18 protein-coding genes are annotated in these 16,445 nt (G+C 58.3%); 2 read left to right on the plus strand and 16 right to left on the minus strand.

The features are described from left to right. Positions 1-30: 30 nt before the first annotated feature. A complete protein-coding gene (locus HY010_04995; protein MBI3475067.1) occupies positions 31-600 on the minus strand; it encodes a CAP domain-containing protein in 570 nt (189 codons plus the stop codon). Positions 601-692: 92 nt separating this feature from the next. Here HY010_04995 and rmuC point away from each other — a divergent pair, with 92 nt between their 5' ends. Together rmuC and HY010_05005 are read left to right on the plus strand one after the other, a co-directional pair. After that, positions 693-2,033 carry a DNA recombination protein RmuC gene (gene rmuC / locus HY010_05000; GenBank protein MBI3475068.1) on the plus strand — a complete coding sequence of 447 codons (1,341 nt, stop codon included), beginning with the start codon at positions 693-695 and terminating at the stop codon, positions 2,031-2,033. A gap of 54 nt (positions 2,034-2,087) precedes the next feature. Beyond that, complete coding sequence (locus HY010_05005) at positions 2,088-2,921, plus strand: sugar phosphate isomerase/epimerase (protein ID MBI3475069.1); 834 nt, start codon at positions 2,088-2,090, stop codon at positions 2,919-2,921. On the opposite strand, the gene HY010_05010 is transcribed toward HY010_05005, so the two are convergent. The 15 genes from HY010_05010 to HY010_05080 all read right to left on the minus strand — a co-directional run bounded on the left by HY010_05010 (position 2,922) and on the right by HY010_05080 (position 16,435). Beyond that, complete coding sequence (locus tag HY010_05010; protein MBI3475070.1) at positions 2,922-3,416, minus strand: hypothetical protein; 495 nt, start codon at positions 3,414-3,416, stop codon at positions 2,922-2,924. It abuts the gene before it with no gap. Positions 3,417-4,136: 720 nt separating this feature from the next. Continuing rightward, positions 4,137-4,796: a PspA/IM30 family protein gene (locus tag HY010_05015; GenBank protein ID MBI3475071.1), complete on the minus strand. Its 660-nt coding sequence runs from the start codon at positions 4,794-4,796 to the stop codon at positions 4,137-4,139. A gap of 17 nt (positions 4,797-4,813) precedes the next feature. After that, positions 4,814-5,014, minus strand: a complete 201-nt coding sequence (locus HY010_05020) for a hypothetical protein (GenBank protein MBI3475072.1) — start codon at positions 5,012-5,014, stop codon at positions 4,814-4,816. 113 nt (positions 5,015-5,127) lie between these two features. Continuing rightward, positions 5,128-5,289 carry a hypothetical protein gene (locus HY010_05025; protein ID MBI3475073.1) on the minus strand — a complete coding sequence of 54 codons (162 nt, stop codon included), beginning with the start codon at positions 5,287-5,289 and terminating at the stop codon, positions 5,128-5,130. 84 nt (positions 5,290-5,373) lie between these two features. Beyond that, positions 5,374-6,819, minus strand: a complete 1,446-nt coding sequence (locus HY010_05030) for a flotillin family protein (protein ID MBI3475074.1) — start codon at positions 6,817-6,819, stop codon at positions 5,374-5,376. A 60-nt stretch (positions 6,820-6,879) separates the two neighbouring features. Then, positions 6,880-7,773, minus strand: coding sequence for a DUF1648 domain-containing protein (locus HY010_05035; protein MBI3475075.1), 894 nt, complete (start codon positions 7,771-7,773; stop codon positions 6,880-6,882). Positions 7,774-7,875: 102 nt separating this feature from the next. Beyond that, positions 7,876-8,472, minus strand: coding sequence for a hypothetical protein (locus HY010_05040; GenBank protein MBI3475076.1), 597 nt, complete (start codon positions 8,470-8,472; stop codon positions 7,876-7,878). Next, positions 8,469-9,041 (minus strand): helix-turn-helix transcriptional regulator, encoded by a 573-nt coding sequence (locus HY010_05045; protein MBI3475077.1) that lies wholly within the window; start codon positions 9,039-9,041, stop codon positions 8,469-8,471. Before HY010_05045 ends, HY010_05040 begins: the two co-directional genes overlap by 4 nt. Before the next feature lie 223 nt (positions 9,042-9,264). Then, positions 9,265-9,798, minus strand: coding sequence for a hypothetical protein (locus HY010_05050; GenBank protein MBI3475078.1), 534 nt, complete (start codon positions 9,796-9,798; stop codon positions 9,265-9,267). Between the two features lie 223 nt (positions 9,799-10,021). After that, on the minus strand, positions 10,022-13,261 hold the full coding sequence (locus tag HY010_05055; protein MBI3475079.1) for an SBBP repeat-containing protein: 3,240 nt from the start codon (positions 13,259-13,261) through the stop codon (positions 10,022-10,024). Positions 13,262-13,689: 428 nt separating this feature from the next. Next, positions 13,690-13,812: a CcmD family protein gene (locus tag HY010_05060; protein ID MBI3475080.1), complete on the minus strand. Its 123-nt coding sequence runs from the start codon at positions 13,810-13,812 to the stop codon at positions 13,690-13,692. Positions 13,813-13,821: 9 nt separating this feature from the next. Next, positions 13,822-14,499, minus strand: coding sequence for a cytochrome c biogenesis protein CcsA (ccsA, locus tag HY010_05065; protein ID MBI3475081.1), 678 nt, complete (start codon positions 14,497-14,499; stop codon positions 13,822-13,824). A gap of 82 nt (positions 14,500-14,581) precedes the next feature. Continuing rightward, positions 14,582-15,259, minus strand: coding sequence for a heme exporter protein CcmB (locus HY010_05070; GenBank protein ID MBI3475082.1), 678 nt, complete (start codon positions 15,257-15,259; stop codon positions 14,582-14,584). Beyond that, positions 15,259-15,963 carry an ABC transporter ATP-binding protein gene (locus tag HY010_05075; protein ID MBI3475083.1) on the minus strand — a complete coding sequence of 235 codons (705 nt, stop codon included), beginning with the start codon at positions 15,961-15,963 and terminating at the stop codon, positions 15,259-15,261. Before HY010_05075 ends, HY010_05070 begins: the two co-directional genes overlap by 1 nt. Beyond that, entirely contained in the window at positions 15,959-16,435 is a 477-nt protein-coding gene (locus tag HY010_05080; GenBank protein ID MBI3475084.1) for a cytochrome c maturation protein CcmE, read from the minus strand. The genes HY010_05075 and HY010_05080 overlap by 5 nt, the downstream gene beginning before the upstream one ends. Positions 16,436-16,445 lie beyond the last annotated feature (10 nt).

Below are 16,445 nucleotides of genomic sequence, written 5' to 3' on the forward strand. Positions count from 1 at the left end.
ACGTTGTCGCTAGAGGACGATTCGCTCTGGTTATTTTCGACTGGAGACCGGAGTGATGTCCGGGATTTGCCGCACGAAGTCCTGTACGACATATAACTGCCCGTCACTCCAAATGGCCACGAAGGCCACGGCGTTGAAGTCCGGATCGAGCAGGTTCGAACGGTGCGGAGGCGAATTCATGAACGAGTTGAAGGCCTTTTCCGCGCTGGCGTTGTAGGCGACATTTTCTCCCACGCTATTGAGTGGAACTCCGGTCGCGTGCAGGCGTTTCAGCAGATTCGGTTCGCCATCGAACTGATGAGAAAGTTGCCGTTGTTGAATCATCAGCCGGGCATGGGCGCGAGCTGCGTCCATTAGATCCTGGTTCATGCGAAGCGGAGGCAGACCGGCGTTTTGGCGGCTTTGGTTGGCCAGCGCAAGCAATTCACTCTCGGCGGCGGAGTCCTCGGTGATGGAAGGCAGGGCCGCCGAGAGCAATTTGGGGGTGGGCTTAGTGGATTTTGTTGCACCGGACGCGACCGCATGCTCTTCGGCGGGCGCGGCGTTCTGCGCCCATCCAATCGTGGCCAGCGCGAGAACGACGATCCAGGTTCGAAGCATGTCGCGGCTCCAGTTCTTTGTTGCCAGAAGGCGTCAAAGTTCCGCTTTCCATCTCCGACCCTAGCCTCTAGAATTCAGCCTAGCTACTTACGATGGAGACATTACTGCTAGTTGTCGTGCTCGCCGGAACCCTTGCCCTGCTTGGGGTTTCACTGGTCCTGCTGCGCCGCTCGTCGATGGCCTCGCAAGTGGATGTAAAAGCGGAAGTTGCGGGCCAGATCGAAGGTCTCAATACGTCCCTTGGCCAGAAGTTCAGTGCCGCTACTGCCGACATGGCCAGTCGCCTGGAGCAGACCAAAGGGGACCTCCGCCAACAGGTCACAGACCGCATCCAGCAAGGCTTTTCAGAGATTCGCGGCGCGGTGGAACAGCAGCTCGCTTCGGGCCGGGAAGAGCAGACTCGGCGTCTGGCTGAGGGCCGCACGGAGTTGGCCGGCGCTCTGCTGCTGACGACCCAGCAACTGCAATCGGAGTTTCACAAACTCAATCAACAGACCGCGCAGAGCCTGGATTCCATCCGCGATCGGGTCGACCAGAAATTAATGGCGATCACTGACCAGGTGCAGCAGAAGCTCGATCAGAACATCAAGGAAGGCTTCGCACAGTTTGAAAAAGTTCAGCAACATTTGAAGAACGCCGAGGAGCAACTCCGCGAAGTGGGCGTGTTGGGGAACTCCATCAACGACCTAAATAACCTGCTCAAGCTGCCACACCTGCGCGGGCAGTTTGGAGAAGCCAGCCTCGAACGGCTGCTGGCGGATTTTCTGCCGGCCCACATGTTTGCATTGCAAGCATCGCCCGGCGAGGGCGGAGGGCGCGCCGATGCTGTCATTTACTTTCCGGATCGCAAGCTCCCGATTGACGCCAAGTTCCCTCGCGAATCGGTGATCGCGCTTTTTGAAAGCAATGACAAGGCGGAAATCGAATTGGCGCGCATCGAACTGGTGCGCGTGATGAAGGCGGAATCGAAACGCATCCGGCAATACATCCAGCCGGAGAGCGGCACGACCGACATTGCGCTGATGTATCTACCCAGCGAGACGCTATATATGGAAGTGATCCGCAACCGCGAACTTGGCGACTGGATGAACCAGCAACATGTGTTTCCCGTCTCGCCGAACACGTTGCTGATGACGCTGCATACGATTTCTCTTGTCCACAAATGGTATGAGGTTGCCAAAGGATTTGAGAAGAGTCGCGCCGAACTTGCGAAGGCGCAAAAATCGTTCGACTTCTTCCAGAACCAGTTCGAAAATGTCGGCAAGAATCTGAATAAAGCGCAGGAGGCCTTCGAAACTGCGCAGCGTCATCTGAAAACCTATCGTGGGAAAGTGTCCGCGCTCAGCGGACAGGAACAGTTGGAATTGGATACGACTGCAAGCACCGAAGACAAGCTGCCTCCTCTTCCGTTGCTCGACAAAGCAAGCGCCTAGTTGTCGCGGTGGATCGCGCGTCCGCAAGAATCCAACAGATGGTAGGATTTCCGCATGTCTCTAACTCGGCGCCATTTTATTGCCTTGTCCGCGGCTCTTCCGTGGGCAATCTCTGCGCACGCGTCTACTTCCATTCCAGTGGGCCTTGAACTCTACTCGGTACGAGACGGGCTGGCGAAGGATCCGGACGCGACAGTGCGTGCGGTCGCGCAGATGGGATACCAGGTTGTCGAATTCTACGCGCCCTATTTCGACTGGACCGAGAGCCGCACGCGGCAGATGCGGACGCTGTTGGATGACTTGGGAATCCGCTGCCTGTCGACGCACAACGATGAATCGTATCTCAGTGCGCAGAATCTGCTCCGCACACGCGACTTGAATCTGATTCTCGGCAGCAAGTACGTTGTGCAAGCCTCCACGGATCCAAAAACGACGCTCGACCAGTGGAAGGTGGTTGCCGACAATCTCAACGCGGCGGCTGATCAATTGGAACGTTCAGGCTTGAAGGTCGGCTATCACAATCACCAACCGGAGTTCACTCCGATTGAGGGGAAGCGTCCCATTGAGATTCTGGCGAAGAGCACCAAGCCTTCGGTGATGCTGCAGTTGGACGTCGGCACATGTCTCGAAGTGGGATCGGATCCGGTAGCGTGGATACGGGCGAATCCGGGCCGAATTCGTTCCCTGCATTGCAAAGACTGGTCAAAGGAAAAGGGCTTCTCCGTGCTGTTCGGCGAAGGTTCCGTGGACTGGAAAGGAATCTTCGAAGCTGCCGAATCAGTCGGCGGCGTGGAGTACTACCTGATCGAGCAGGAAGGCAGCCGATTTTCTGAACTTGAGACGGCGAAGAAATGCCTGGAAGAATTTCGGAAGAAGCGCGTTGGATAGTTACGCGATGCCGCGTGCGGGTGCTTTTTGTCCAGCAGTTTTCAGGTGGTCGGCGTTCTTTACTTCCCAAATGCCGTCGAATTTTACGAAGTAGGGTTCGACGGAGATGTCTGGAAAATGCCCCGTGAGCAACTCGCCCGCGCGGAGCAATTCACCGCGGTGATGTTCGGCTTCGGCCGCCTTGTCGCCCTTGAACTGGGCGAGGCCCCCATAAGTGGCACAGTCGGAGTGGCTCATTACGAGCACGCGTTCGGTCTTGTGCAGACGAATCGACATGCGAACCTGCTCGAGGATGAAGTCCTGTTCAAAGTCGTTGCGCGGCGACGCCAGTGTCTTGGCGCCTCCTGCCACAATGATCATGTCCGCGCGTTCGATATGCTGCTTCTTCAGAAACTTCTGCACGACCGTGCTGATCCGGTAGTCGAAGCAGCAGAGCACCGCGGCGTCGGCCACGTACTGGTCGGTGGGGGAGTCGAAATGGAAGATCTTCTTCATCTAGCGGGTTCGCCTACCAGAGCCAATTCTAATCGAGTTTGCCTCTACAAAACGAGTCAGATGCGACGCAACCTTCCAGTAATTTCCGCGGCTAGGTCTGAACTCACCGTCCGATTTCGGCGCTAGCGCTTTACTTCCACATGACGGCTCCGGGCTCATGTCAACCGCAAGTGTCCCTTCACCCACGACGCCACGACTGTGGCAAGAACTCCTCCAATAAATCCAAGAGCGAGTGACCACAGGCGGTCCAAGACTTTTTGTGTGTGTTGATCAAGATAAAGAGCGCCCTTTGCTTTAAGAAACACCCTTTCGTTGTTCGGATTGAGGCTTCCAGAAGAGCTAATTCCGCGGTAACAAACGGTACCGTCTGGGCCTTTTGGTAGCGTAAACATGTGAAGAGTTGTCGCTAAAGAGAACTCCCTCATCTCTTCGGCTCCAGTAGGGGGCGTGTGATTGATGGTGACCCCGAGAAACCCGTCCTCCAGCAGCAGCGCGAGGGGGTATTGATCAAGGTGACTTCCATGGTGTCCGGTTATTCGAATGGCCTCCGCCAAGGTAACCTCACGGCGCTTGGCAACGGCCCTCAGAATCCGCAGGGAGGCGCGGTTCATCGTTGTCCTGCTTTCATTAATAGAACGCGACCATACCGATATGCGCTCGGTCGGGTAGTTATCGCCATCCGCAACTCGGCGTTGGAGCCGGAGGTGAGAAGCTCCTCGCCTACGCGCCCCGTTTCGTCTTCAACTCCACCAGCAACTGCTCGATGCGATCTTCCTTCTCGAGCGCTGCGAGCCGGTCTTCCACGTCGTCGGCGAGTAGTTCGGCTTTGGCCTGGCCGATGGCTTCTTCGCGGACAACTTTTCGCTTCATGCGATCGAAGGTTGCGGACTTCGCATTCGCATCCATCCCGGTGTGCGCGTCGGTGGCACGATGCGCGGCGCGGGCGCGGCGATGCTGCGCGATCAGCAGGTCGGCTTTGGCGTTGGCTTCGGCGAGTTTCTGCTCTAGCTTGCGCAGAGCCGACTTCAGATTTTCGACCTGGGCTTTCTGGTCTTCGACCTGTTGCGCGAAATTGGCTGTCATCTCCCGATAGCTTTCGACGCGGAGCAGGGCGGCGCGCGCGAGATCGTCGTGTTTCTTGTCGACGGCGAGTTCGGCTTTACGCATCCATTCCAGTACCTTCTCGTCGTTCTCCACTTTCTTTTTTTCGAGCAGGTGCTGGTCGGCGATGGCGATCGCAACCTGCGTTTTGACCTGCAAGAGCTGGTTCTGCATGTCGAGGATGATTTGCTTGATCATCTTTTCCGGCTCTTCCGCCTTGTCGATCAGATCGTTCAAGTTGGCCCGGACCAGAGTAGATACGCGTTCGAGTAATGCCATAAAACACCTCGTTGTAATTAATTGTTGGTCGTTCGTCGTGGATTGTTCGTTTTCGATTTCCAGAAGCCGCCCGCAATTGTGAGCGCGATGTAGGTGATGATGCCGCCGGCCACCCAGACACCCATGTGTCCAGTGATGGCGCCTCCAGCAGCGCCGAGCGCGCCGCCCATGGCGGTGGCGAGGCCGACTGATCTTGCGCGATCGAGTTCTTCCTGCACGATGCCTCCTTGTCTCGGGGCTAAAGCCCCATTACGAATCTGTTTCTGGCGGCACGGCTGAAGCCGTGCCCTCCCGATTTCGAGCCTTCCCGGACACGTGCTCAGCCGAAGTATTACTTTGCTGCGCTGCCGCGGGCGAAGAGAGAGCCGAGTGCCACGCCCATTCCCGCGCCGATGGCGGTCCATACAGCGATGTTGTGGGTTGCAGCGCCGATGGCAACGCCGATTGCAATTCCGAGTGCGATTCCGACGCCTATGTTTTTCGATCCTGTCATGCGTTTTCCTCCGTGAATTCGTGGGTGCGGGCCAGAAGAGACGCGGCAAGCCGCGTCTCTTCTGCCGGTTTCTGCGCGCCGGCGTTACGCCTTGCCGGTGTCTTTGCTGTCCGCCTTCGATCCTTTTTCGCCGATCTGGCGGACTTTGCCTAACAGCTCACTGAGCGGCATTCCGGAGAGTGTTTCGAACAGCGCCGGAATCTGCGCAGCCATCTTGGTCATGTCGCCGGTAATCTTGTTCATCCCAGCGGTTTCGCCGTTGCCGGTCGAGACGATGGTGATCTTGTCCACGTTCGAGAGAGGACTCGCCAGCGCCCGGACAATCTCCGGCATGCTGGTGAACAGTTTGTCGATGATCGCGGCCTGGTTGTATTCCTGGAACGCTTCGGCCTTCACGTTCATCGCTTTCGCTTCCGCCTCGCCTTTCTTGAAGATGATTTCCGCCTCGGCTTCACCTTGCTGGCGAATCGAAGACGCGTGTCCTTCGGCCTCAGACATCAGGCGATTCTTCTCGGCGTTGGCGAGGGTCTCGATCCGCTGGCGATCGATCTCCGCGCCCTTCAGTACGGTTGCGATCAGTTCTTTCTCTCGGCGATTGATTTCCGCTTCCTGCACTTTGACCTGTTGCTCTTTCTCGATCTGCTGCACCTTCACCTGCTCGGCTACAACCTGCTGCTGCATGATGTTGGTCTGGATGTCGTAAGCCTTGTCAGCTTGCGCCTGCTGCTTTTTCGTGACTTCGAGGTACTGCGCTTTCTTGATCTCGAGGTCGCGCTGCGCTTCCGCTTGCTTCGCTTGCGACAACGTTTCCGCCAGGACGCGTTCCTGGTCGGCTTGGGCGCGCGCCACGGCCGATTCGCGAGTTGCAACCGCACGGCGGATCGCGGTATCGCGGTCGGCTTCGGCGGTGGCTACGTCGGCATCGCGCTTGATGCGGGCCACGTCGGGGCGTCCCATGTTGGTGATGTATTCGTTCTTGTCTTTGACCTCCTTAATGGTGAACGAGATCACCTCCAGACCCATCTTGTTCATGTCGTCGGCGCAGGTGGCGCGCATGCGGTCGCCCACCATCTCGGGCTGCTTCACAATTTCTTCGACGGTGAGCTGCCCGATGATGCCGCGCAGGTGGCCCTCCATCACCAGCCGGATCAGGCCTTCGCGTTCCTGGTCGGTTTTGGTGAGGAACTGTTCGGCAGCGGTGTAGACGGATTCGGTGTCGGATTTCACCTTGATCTGGGCGACGGCCTCTACCGTGACCGCAACGCCCTGCTTGGTGTAGAGATCCTGCTGCGGAGCGACGTCGAAAGACATCAGTTCCAGCGAGAGGTTGTGACAGTTCTCGATCATGGGGAACACGATCGTGCCGTGACCGGTCACGACGCGCTTGCCGCGAAAGCCATAAACAATCAGCGCTTCGTGCGGGCCGGCTTTCTTATAGAGACGGGCCAAAACGCTCATGATGAACAAAAGCGCTAAGACGCCGAGGCCAGCAAATACCAATATCTCCGTTGCTCTTGACATCTCAAACATATCGCCTCCTAAAATCGCTACTCGCCGTTCGTCGTTCGCTTTGTGCGTTTCGCGAGGGCGTTAACTCCCGGGGAAATTCTTCACAACCAGGTCCAGGTCGCGCACAATTGTCTGCGGATCGCGATGCCCGACGTACACGTCGCCATTGGTCGTCTTGATATGGACAACCTTGTTGCCCCATACAAAGGCACGCGTGTTACCGATCCCGCGAATGCCATAGCCGCGCCATGGCCCCCACCTTTCTGCCTGGTAACTCACAATCTGCGAACGCGGAATGGAACGCAGGCGCAAACCGAGCGCGCTGATTTCCAGCCCATGCTGCAGGAATCGGTAACGAAACCCCGTCCAGACCATGGCCATGGTAAGGACGGCCAGGGCGACGACCAGCAGCATGCTGACTCGCGTCGCCGTGCTGGGAGCGAGCCGGAACATGATCAGCGGTGTAACCAGCGCGGGAATGAAGACGAGCGACCACGCGCCTCCGCGATGGATTTCTTCCGCCAGAACTACGCCCGCCGGCAAGGCCGTGCCGCGTCGAGATCGAAGAAAGATCACGGTGAAGATGACGGACGCCAGCGTGATGGCCATCGCCAGCAGTTCGACGCGGATCGGCGCTCCCCGCAGGTTGTACTCGATCACCTGCTGATTTCCGGCGGCAACAAAGCCCAGGATGACCGCAGTGAATCCCAGGAATGACCAGGCCACGCCCTCAGCGCGCTCGCGAGACATCACCCACAGAATCACGCTGAAGACAACCAGCAGGAATGCCATCAGACAGAAAATGAATTCGGCGGATCCTTCCCGCGACATCCAGCCGTTGGGCACTCCAGAAAAGTTGAAGTGCGTGGCCATCCGCGCGGGCAGTTGGTTCCAGACACGCCAGTACTGCCACGCCACCAGCGGCAGGGCCAGCCAGAGCAGCGCGATCGCGAATTGGAATGGCCTGCGAGTCATAGTCAAATTCCCTGTAGAGACGCGGCTTGCCGCGTCTCCTCTTGCGTGCTCCCACCGGCTGCGGCGGAGACGCGGCAAGCCGCGTCTCTACCTGAGATTCCTTTACTCGCCGCTGACTTCTTCCCAGCGGCGGATGTAGGCGATCCCTTTTTCATATCGCGTCACGACTACTTCCGCGTCGCGTTCGATGGCGACGCTATCTTCACTTCGCGCAGCACACGCGCGGCGGGTGCCGGCTTGCGAATAAAGGATCTCGCCTGTGCCGCCTTCCCGGATCGGGCCGCAGACCCGCGCGACCACGCCGACCATTTCGTAGTCGGCAGGATCCATCAGTGCCTCCGGCGTCATCAGGACTTTCGCGAGAAACACAAAGACGATGCCTGCGCCTACCAGTCCGACAGCGGTGGAAATCAGTAGTCCTAGCGCGAACACGATGGTTGAGTAGCGCGACAGCAAGTAGCCTGTGCCTCCGAACCACGCCAGAAATACGGCGATGGTGAAGAAGTTGAAAGGCGAGACGGAGTCATGTCCGCCGTGCGCGTGCGAACCCGCTGCATGTGTTCCTGCGCCATGCGCTCCGGTATGCACGTGCACATGCGGCCAGTGGCCGTGCAGGTTCAGGCCTCCGGCGATAAACGACAGCAGGCTGAACAGAAAACCGATCGCGAAACAAATCAAGTAAAAGTCAGACCAGGTCATAGGCGCCTCCTGGATGTAGTGGCCGGTGGATTCAACTCGGCGCGGGCCACTCTACCCCGCGACTGCCGGCGAGTCGCTGTCACTGCGTTTGAGCTTGCCGCTGCTTCCGGGCTGAGCGCTTCGAACAAGCGGTCAGCCAGGCCGGGCGTGTTCAGGATTTCGCCGAGCATCAACACGCAACTGCGCGTATCCGCCTCGCGCGCCAGCTTGATCAGCACTTCACTGACTTCGTGATCGTGAGCAAAGCGCTCCGAACCTTGCAGCAGCCACACGTCGAGCTGCCCTTCGGTCGTGCGCAGGTCGGACGTCAATTCAGTGTGATAGCCCTCGGGGTCATCCACGAGAAAGCCGGGGTGCACCTTGAAAAACTTTGCCAGCAGTGTGCGCGTCGATTGCGTCATATGCGGACGCTTTCCGCCTTCGATCTGCGACAGGTACGACTGGCTGAGGGATCCGCCCGTCTCGGCCTTGATGGCCTTCAGCAACTCCTGCTGGGTCATGGGGCGGTCGAATCCCCGCAGGGAGCCCTCGACTTCACGCAGGTAGCGAATTTTTTCGGCCAGAGTCATATAGCAAATCGCAATTACAATATCGCAATATGCAATACCACGTCAAGTGCTGGATTTGCCGCGTTTTCAGCGGCTTGGGAAAAGGTCAGAGGTCTGGGGTCAGATTGCAGAGGTGGAGGAGCAGGTCAGAGGCGAGGTTAGAGGTGTGAGGTCAGATTGCAGAGGTTCAGGCTCACACTCTGGCGACCCTTAACATCTGCAATCCGACCTCAGACCTCTAACCTTAAAACATGCGAGCGTTGTGCTTCTTCAGGTGGATCGTATTGGTGTTTTTGCTTTGTGAAGCATCGCCCTGGGCTGGTTCTGGTTGTGTCAGTTTGCGGTCTTGTTCGCGATCGCTGTGAATCTGGTGATGGAGCGCCGTTTCTTTGGTCTCGAGATGAGCAGCGCGGCTGCTCTTAAGTTCGCCAGTCTTCAGTTGGGCGGAACGCGGTTGCGACGCGGTTTTGTGAGGGTGGTAGGTCGCCTTCGAAACCTGGCTGGGATGAAGTTTCGCGCTGCTGGCGGACACGAGGCGTCCTCGATTGTCTTCGCGCATGTCGCGTTCCTCGTTGATCCCTGCTTCGTTTCTCTCCAGGCTGGCGGCTTCACCGAGGGCGCGCCGGTGCTTCTTGGCGACGTGCGATACAGGTTTCTGCTTATGCGGCGCAGTGGTGGCGCGCTTTGGGGTGCCTGCGGAAGTGCTTTGCGCGAGTGCGGGCATCGCTACGATGGCCAGTCCGGCAGCGAGCAGAGCGAGTTTCCTCGTCGTTTCCATCTGTCGATGGTGGAACAGTGACTTCGAGGAGGCAACGCCTATCCGTAACATGGGGCGTTACGAAGGGGAAACGCACATGGCGAACGGGCATTGTCCGTCAACGTAAGTGCAAGAAAAAGAGCCTCGGGTGCGGGCCGGAGGCTCTGGGTAGGTTTTGCTTTCTGTTCTGAGAGACGCGGCAAGCCGCGTCTCTACGGTGAATTTTCGTGCACACGCTCGAACGTTAGTTCACGATCAATGTGACGCGCTGGTTGTGGGACGCTGATCCCGACGAACCCGTGATCGTGATCGTATACGTTCCGGCCGGCGTGCCAGTGGTCGTAGTCGTCGAGCTGCTGCTGTTTCCGCAAGCCGCTTGCAACAGGATCAGACCAGCCACCAGTCCGATCAGCATTCCGGCCAGCCAGCGACGACGCTTAACGCCGGCGCCGACGCCCAGGCCGAGCAGGCTTAATCCGCCGATTGGCAGCCAGGTAGCGTAGATCGGTCCGTTGTGCAGCAGGCTTCCGCTGCTGACGGGCCGCGCGGTGGTACTGATATTGAGTGTGGTGGTCGCGGCGCTGCTTCCCGAAATGTTCACCGTGGATGAGGTGAACGTCCCGGTAGCGCCGGTCGGCAGGCCACTGTCGCTCATGGTGATCGCGCCGGCGTAGCCCTTGTCGGTGTTTGGCGCAAGGGTGGCGACAAAACTGGTGCTCTCGCCAGCGTTGATGGTGACTGATGTGGGAGCGATGCCGATCGTGAAGTCTGTGACGGGCACGGCGGGGACGGAAGCAAAACTTACGAACGGACCACCATTCACGCTGAGGGATGGATTTACGTTAATCGCCGTAGTGCCGGTGGTCGGAGTCAAGACAACCGTCACCGTCACCTTGGCGGCCACGGCAACCGTCTGTATGTTGCAAAGTACGGTGGCGTTGACCGGAGCCGGGCAAGATCCACCCGGAGAAGCAGTAGCGGAATTGAAGGTCACGCCCGAGGATGGGAAGGTGCCGCTGAAGACCACTCTCGCCGCGGGATCGGGGCCATTGTTCGTGAAACTAAACGTGAACGTAACCGGATTGCCAAGCGAAGCCGGATTCGGGCTGGCTGTGGGATCAGGAGTTTCCACAAAAACGCTGGTCGCGCCGATGCGAGCGAGGAAAGCATCCTGAAAGCCGTTCAAAGTCTTTTGATAGGGGACAGGCGCGGGCGGAAGTGGTTGCGGAAAATCCGCCGATTGCGTTTCGCCCGCAACGTAGGCGCTGTTGTTCACGTCGACCACGATGCCCAAACCGCGGTCGGCCTCGCTGCCGCCCAGATAGACGAGATAATCGCCGGCGGCGCGTGAAGAAGCAGACGTGATGATCTGCGCTACGAACGCGTCGGTCTTGCCACCGAAGGCCAGTTGCTCGGCCAGTGGATCGAGGACGAGCAAATCCGGTGATCCGGTGGAACCGGTTACGTGCGCACCCTGCGCGGAGTCAACCGCGATGGATTGTCCAATGTCATCGCCCGTGCCACCCAGATACGTGAAGTAAGTCAGAGGGAACGTGGAGCTGGTTCCAGTCGGATTGCCGATCTTGGCGATGAATGCGTCGTGGTTGCCCACACCACCGCCGGCGAACGTGGTTTGAAACGGCGCCGGGCTGGTCGGCGGAACCCAGTCAGACGAAAGAGTCTGGCCAGTAACGTAAGCAACGCTTGCGGAGTCGACTGCGATGCCGAGACCGGCGTCATCGGCTGAGCCGCCGAGATAAGTGGAATAGATCAAGCCGACCGTGCCCGCCCGGTTGGGATTGATCTTTGCCACGAAGGCGTCAGGCGCGCTCAGGTTCGTATCGCACGCGGTTTCTGTCGGCACCTGATCAAGACAAGCCTGCTGGGCATTGAGAATCGGGAAATTGGTGCGCGGCTGATTCGGGATGACGGCATTGGGATCAAAAATAAAATTCGTTGCACCCGTGAAGTACATGTTGCCACTGTTGTCGATCGCGATGCCGCCGCCCGTGATGGTAGGCGAAGTCGGAGTGGTGCCACCGAAGTACGTGGAGTACAGCATGCTGGCATTGCCGAGATGCGTGGTGTTCGTCGTATCGACCTTGCTGGCAAAGAACTGGACTGACGACAGGGAAGTGATCTGATAGCCGCCGGCCGTGGAAGGGAAGCCGGTCGCGGAGTTCGTGGAGGTCGTCGTCCCGGTCAGGAATGCATTGCCGCGCGTGTCAATCGCCAGTCCGGTTACGAGGTCCGTCGTAGGGGCGCCACCATTCGTTCCTGCCAAGTAAGTGGAGTAGAGGGGAACTCCGGTCGCATCCAGTTTGGTCAGGAAGCCATGGGTTCCCGCAGCGACAGGCGGTGGTTCAAACGCCTGTGCGGTCGTCGGGTAGTCCGCGGATGTGGTGCTGCCTGCTACATACGCCTGGCCGTTATTGTCGACGGCGACGGCAGCCGTGTCATCCGCACCAATCCCGCCAATATAAGTTGCATAGACCAGTTGCGATAGGGGCGGCAGAAGCGAAGGATTGAGTTTGGCGACAAAGACATTTCTCGCGCCGGTTTTGCCGCCGCCAATCGTCTTCGGGAAGTCGCTCGAGTCGGTCGTGCCCGCCAGGTAGATGTTCAGGCTGGAATCGACCGCCACCTGTGTGTTCGTTTCCGTGCCGCTGCCGCCGAGATAAGTGAAATAGCTCAGGCTGGGGTCAATCACCAGTTCGCGATTGCGATCGTAGCTGCCAATCTGGAATCCAATCCTGTTGCCAGCAAGTTGCTGGAAGCTGCCCGCGACGGTCTTCTTCGCGTGACCGTCCATTTGATAAACGGTGGGAGCCTGGAAGCGGACATCGCCGTGGCTGGTGGAGAGCACGAGGTCGCCTGCATCGAGGTGAGTCGATGCTCCATCGAAAGTCAGAGCGATCTGCTTCGGATCCGCACCCGGCGCGACTCGGAAGTCGTATTCGAGTTGTCCATGGTTGCCGTAGTAGGTCAGATCAATCCCGGGATAGACCGCCTCGTAGTTGACGCGGCCATATTGCGAAATGTTGCTGTGCCACTTCGAAGGATCATTACCGATGAAGTAGTTGCTCTTCCCGGCCAGAAGTTCGGCGCCGGATACGCGAGCGCGGGAGTTTGCCCCGGCGAGGCGCATATGGATCACGTTGGCTTCCGTAGACGCGGCAAGCGGCGTCTCTACAGAGGATTTCTTGGCGGTCCGCGCGCGCTGCAGGCTCAGGACGGCTTCGTCCGAGGTCAGGAACAGGCTGTAGCCGTGTCCGCGGGACAGGAACTTGACGCTGGGATCGGTTTGTCCCTGGTTCGCTTCAAAGAACATGGGGAGCGATACATGCGTGACCGGAGTTCGACTCGGACTGGCCGAGTTCTTGGCGAGGGCCACCGGGGTAGCCGAGCCGAAATAGAAGAGGGAACCTGCCGTGGCGACCACGATCGCTGCCAGAAAAATAATTGCCAGACGCCTACTTGTCACTGATCCTCCCACCGATTGCAGAAATCCTGACGCTTGCGACTTCAAGCTTGCAGCACGGGTATTCCGATTCACGAAAACTCCTCCAAATATCCCAATTTCACGGGGTGAGGCGAAGAACGGCACACAAACACCGCTGGGGCTCGACGCCCAAAGGAAGCGGATGCGTACCTGTCACCAGAACTGGGGTTAAACCAAACAAATACTTTTACATCCGGGAGATACGCTGTCAAGCCGAGCCAGGGAGTTTTACGGCCGCTTTAGTGAGAAGCGCGGCAGAGAAGAATGGTTGCAAGGGAAAAGCAGGTGCCAGGTGTCAGGTCTTAGGTGTCAGGAACGTCTGTGCCGAATGCAGTGAATTGTGCTCTCCGCACGCAGTTTCTGAAGTGTTGTTTTCCTGACACCTGAGACCTAGCACCTGACACCTGCCCCTAGCCCTTCTTCAGATCGTCGATCTCGCGCTTCAGGCGGGAATAGCGGCTCACCAGCGCGGCCAGGTAACCGATGTGGATGATCCAGGTGACGACGTAAGCGGCGATTAAATATCCGTTCATCGGGAGCTCCTATTTGGCGGTGAGGGATTGCATAGCATGGGCCGCTTCCACTTCACGCTGGACCTTTTCCAGGCGATAGCGTGACCAGCAGACCAGAAACGCAAAGCACGAGAATGCCAGCCAGTTGATCAGCAGGACGTGCATCATGCGCGGATCAATCGATCCGCCGCCCCCAATAACCGGCTGGGGGTGCTGCGTCCGGAAGAACCAGATTGAGAAGTAGACGAACGGCACGCAGAGCGCACCAAAAACAGACAGCGTGGCCGCAAGTAGCGCGGTCTGGCTGCCGGAGGAAAAGCGTCGCAGGATCAAATAGCTCACATAGATCAGCCAGAGGACCAGGGTGGAGGTCAGGCGCATGTCCCAAGTCCACCAGATGCCCCAGACCGGGCGTGCCCAGATTGGTCCGGTCACCAGAACAATGGTGCAGAAGACGACGCCGACTTCCGCGCAGACCAGGGCCACAATATCCGCGCCGGTTTTGCGCGTGGTGAGATAGATGATCGATCCCACGAAATTGATTGTGAACAGGATGAACGCGGTCCAGGCCGACGGAACGTGGTAGTAGAAAATGCGTTGTACGTCGCCCATGGTCTGCTCGGTCGGTGCCACGACGAGCGCCAAGTGGAGCGCATAACTGAGAAGACCCGCGGTCAGGATGCCGAGGATGGGGAAGGCTTTTTTCATGGGATTAGTCGCGAGCTACGAGCTTCGAGCTACGAGAAGCCGGTTCTGTCATAGCTCGCAGCTCGGAACTCGCAGCCTGTTTTTATTCTGCGTTCAGCACGGTTTGAAATAAAACCAGACACGCGCTAGTAAACACCAAGTCGTAGGTGAGAAGCAATGCGATCCAGACGCGAGCATTGTTCTCTCCGGTGAGAATTGCGGTCGTCGCTTGCACCATCGCCAGCAATGCGGGGATCGAGATCGGAAATAGTAATAAGGGCAACATGATCTCGCGGCTGCGTAAGCGCAATGACATGGCGGCGAAGAAGGTCCCGTTCACAACCAGGGCCCAGGTGCCGAGACCGGCCACGAGCAGGAGTTGCCATGCCGGTCCGAGCGCTCGCAATTGATAGAACACGACGAACAGCGGAGTCATCAGCGCTTCCAGCACGGTCACGAAAATAAAATTGCCGATTGTCTTGGCGAGAAACAGTGAGTTCGCCGGCGCGGGCGATACGCGGTAGGCGTCAAGCACTTGATTGCGAATCTCTCGCGCCCACGTTTGATTGAGCGCAACCACGGCAGCAAAGAGAAAAGCCACCCAGATCAGGCCGCCGGCAATTTGCCGGGACTCTTCGGCGTTCGGATCAAACGAAAAACTGAACACCACGACCACCAGCAGCGAGAAGAAAAGCATGGAGTTGATCGCGTCTTTGGAGCGCCACTCCAGGCGGAGGTCTTTGCGAAGCGTGGCGCGCGTGATGCCAGTGGGTGTTGGCATCAGTTCGCATCTCCTGAATTCTTCACCGCCGGCGGTTTCAGGTCACGGGTGCGGGCTACGATCTGGCCCGCCTCCATCCAGATGAACTCATCGGCAGCGCCCTCAAGTAACGCGGCTTGATGGGTGACGACAATAATCGTCTTGCCTTGATCGCGCGTGCTGGCCAGCAGTCGCACCATCTCGGTAGCGGAGTGGATGTCAACGTTCGAGAACGGTTCGTCCAACAAAAGAATCCTGGGATCGTTGAGCAGCGCGCGAGCCAGCGACATCCTCTGCCGCATTCCTTGCGAGTATTGCCCAACCGGACGAGCAAGCTCTGGATCGAGCCGCACGGCGCGAATCGCGTCCGCGCAGCGCAAGCAGTCGGTGATGCCATAGAGCCGTGCAAAGTACTCCAGGTTTTCCATGCCACTCATCTCGTCATACAGCAACGACGGATGCGCCATGTATCCAATCTGGTGGCAGATGTCATGGAAGTTTCGGGAACCGAGAATGGTCACTTCACCGCTGCTGGGCTGGTTGAGCCCGGCAAGAGTGCGGAGCAGCGTGGTCTTTCCGGCGCCATTGTCGCCGAGAATGGCATACAGCTTTCCCGCGGAGAAATCGGCGGTTACACCGCGCAGGGCGGCGAAACGGCCAAACTGCTTGATCAGGTTTGTGACGGTGATGACAGGCGCGGTTTCAGTCACCGGTTGAAGTCTAATTCGCCATGCTGTTGGAAGGGGAGTTCTGATTCTGAGTCATGCTCTTGCCAGGCTGGGCGGCCGGCGCTTCGCCCGGCTTCGGCGCGTATTTCGATGCGCATTTCGCCTGCAGCTGCTTGGCGTGAAACACACCGTCGCGGCCAAAACTGCCATCCGCCAGGGCTTGCGAGTCGTCCTTGAAAGTGTCGGGCGGGGCCTCGGTGCCGGTATAGGAGACGTTCAGCGTCAAGTCCTGCTCTTTCAGGAGGAAGTCGACGCGGGTCCCAGAGCGCTTGATGGAGCCCGGAACGACGTTTCCTGCGACGCGCAGGCGTTTCGAGTAGGCTCCGTCGCCCATGCCCTGCAGTTCCTTGATAGTGACGTAGTAACTCTTACTGTCCTGAACACCGGTGTAGGCGAGATAGCCCAGCGAAAGCAGGATAAGCACGGTAACCGCGCCAAATTTAAGGTACTTGCTGGCTTCGCTTGACATGGAAACTCCT

This window comes from Acidobacteriota bacterium (assembly GCA_016196065.1).
Lineage (GTDB): Bacteria > Acidobacteriota > Terriglobia > Terriglobales > Acidobacteriaceae > Acidiflorens.

What these genes read in the sequence shown, in the direction of transcription:
- HY010_05035 (MBI3475075.1), bottom strand. Translation starts at nt 7,773, where the DNA reads ATGACTCGCAGGCCATTCCAATTCGCGATCGCGCTGCTCTGGCTGGCC.
- rmuC (MBI3475068.1), top strand. Translation starts at nt 693, where the DNA reads ATGGAGACATTACTGCTAGTTGTCGTGCTCGCCGGAACCCTTGCCCTG.
- HY010_05080 (MBI3475084.1), bottom strand. Translation starts at nt 16,435, where the DNA reads ATGTCAAGCGAAGCCAGCAAGTACCTTAAATTTGGCGCGGTTACCGTG.
- HY010_05010 (MBI3475070.1), bottom strand. Translation starts at nt 3,416, where the DNA reads ATGAAGAAGATCTTCCATTTCGACTCCCCCACCGACCAGTACGTGGCC.
- ccsA (MBI3475081.1), bottom strand. Translation starts at nt 14,499, where the DNA reads ATGAAAAAAGCCTTCCCCATCCTCGGCATCCTGACCGCGGGTCTTCTC.
- HY010_05005 (MBI3475069.1), top strand. Translation starts at nt 2,088, where the DNA reads ATGTCTCTAACTCGGCGCCATTTTATTGCCTTGTCCGCGGCTCTTCCG.
- HY010_04995 (MBI3475067.1), bottom strand. Translation starts at nt 600, where the DNA reads ATGCTTCGAACCTGGATCGTCGTTCTCGCGCTGGCCACGATTGGATGG.
- HY010_05045 (MBI3475077.1), bottom strand. Translation starts at nt 9,041, where the DNA reads ATGACTCTGGCCGAAAAAATTCGCTACCTGCGTGAAGTCGAGGGCTCC.
- HY010_05070 (MBI3475082.1), bottom strand. Translation starts at nt 15,259, where the DNA reads ATGCCAACACCCACTGGCATCACGCGCGCCACGCTTCGCAAAGACCTC.
- HY010_05025 (MBI3475073.1), bottom strand. Translation starts at nt 5,289, where the DNA reads ATGACAGGATCGAAAAACATAGGCGTCGGAATCGCACTCGGAATTGCA.
- HY010_05060 (MBI3475080.1), bottom strand. Translation starts at nt 13,812, where the DNA reads ATGAACGGATATTTAATCGCCGCTTACGTCGTCACCTGGATCATCCAC.
- HY010_05015 (MBI3475071.1), bottom strand. Translation starts at nt 4,796, where the DNA reads ATGGCATTACTCGAACGCGTATCTACTCTGGTCCGGGCCAACTTGAAC.
- HY010_05030 (MBI3475074.1), bottom strand. Translation starts at nt 6,819, where the DNA reads ATGTTTGAGATGTCAAGAGCAACGGAGATATTGGTATTTGCTGGCCTC.
- HY010_05050 (MBI3475078.1), bottom strand. Translation starts at nt 9,798, where the DNA reads ATGGAAACGACGAGGAAACTCGCTCTGCTCGCTGCCGGACTGGCCATC.
- HY010_05040 (MBI3475076.1), bottom strand. Translation starts at nt 8,472, where the DNA reads ATGACCTGGTCTGACTTTTACTTGATTTGTTTCGCGATCGGTTTTCTG.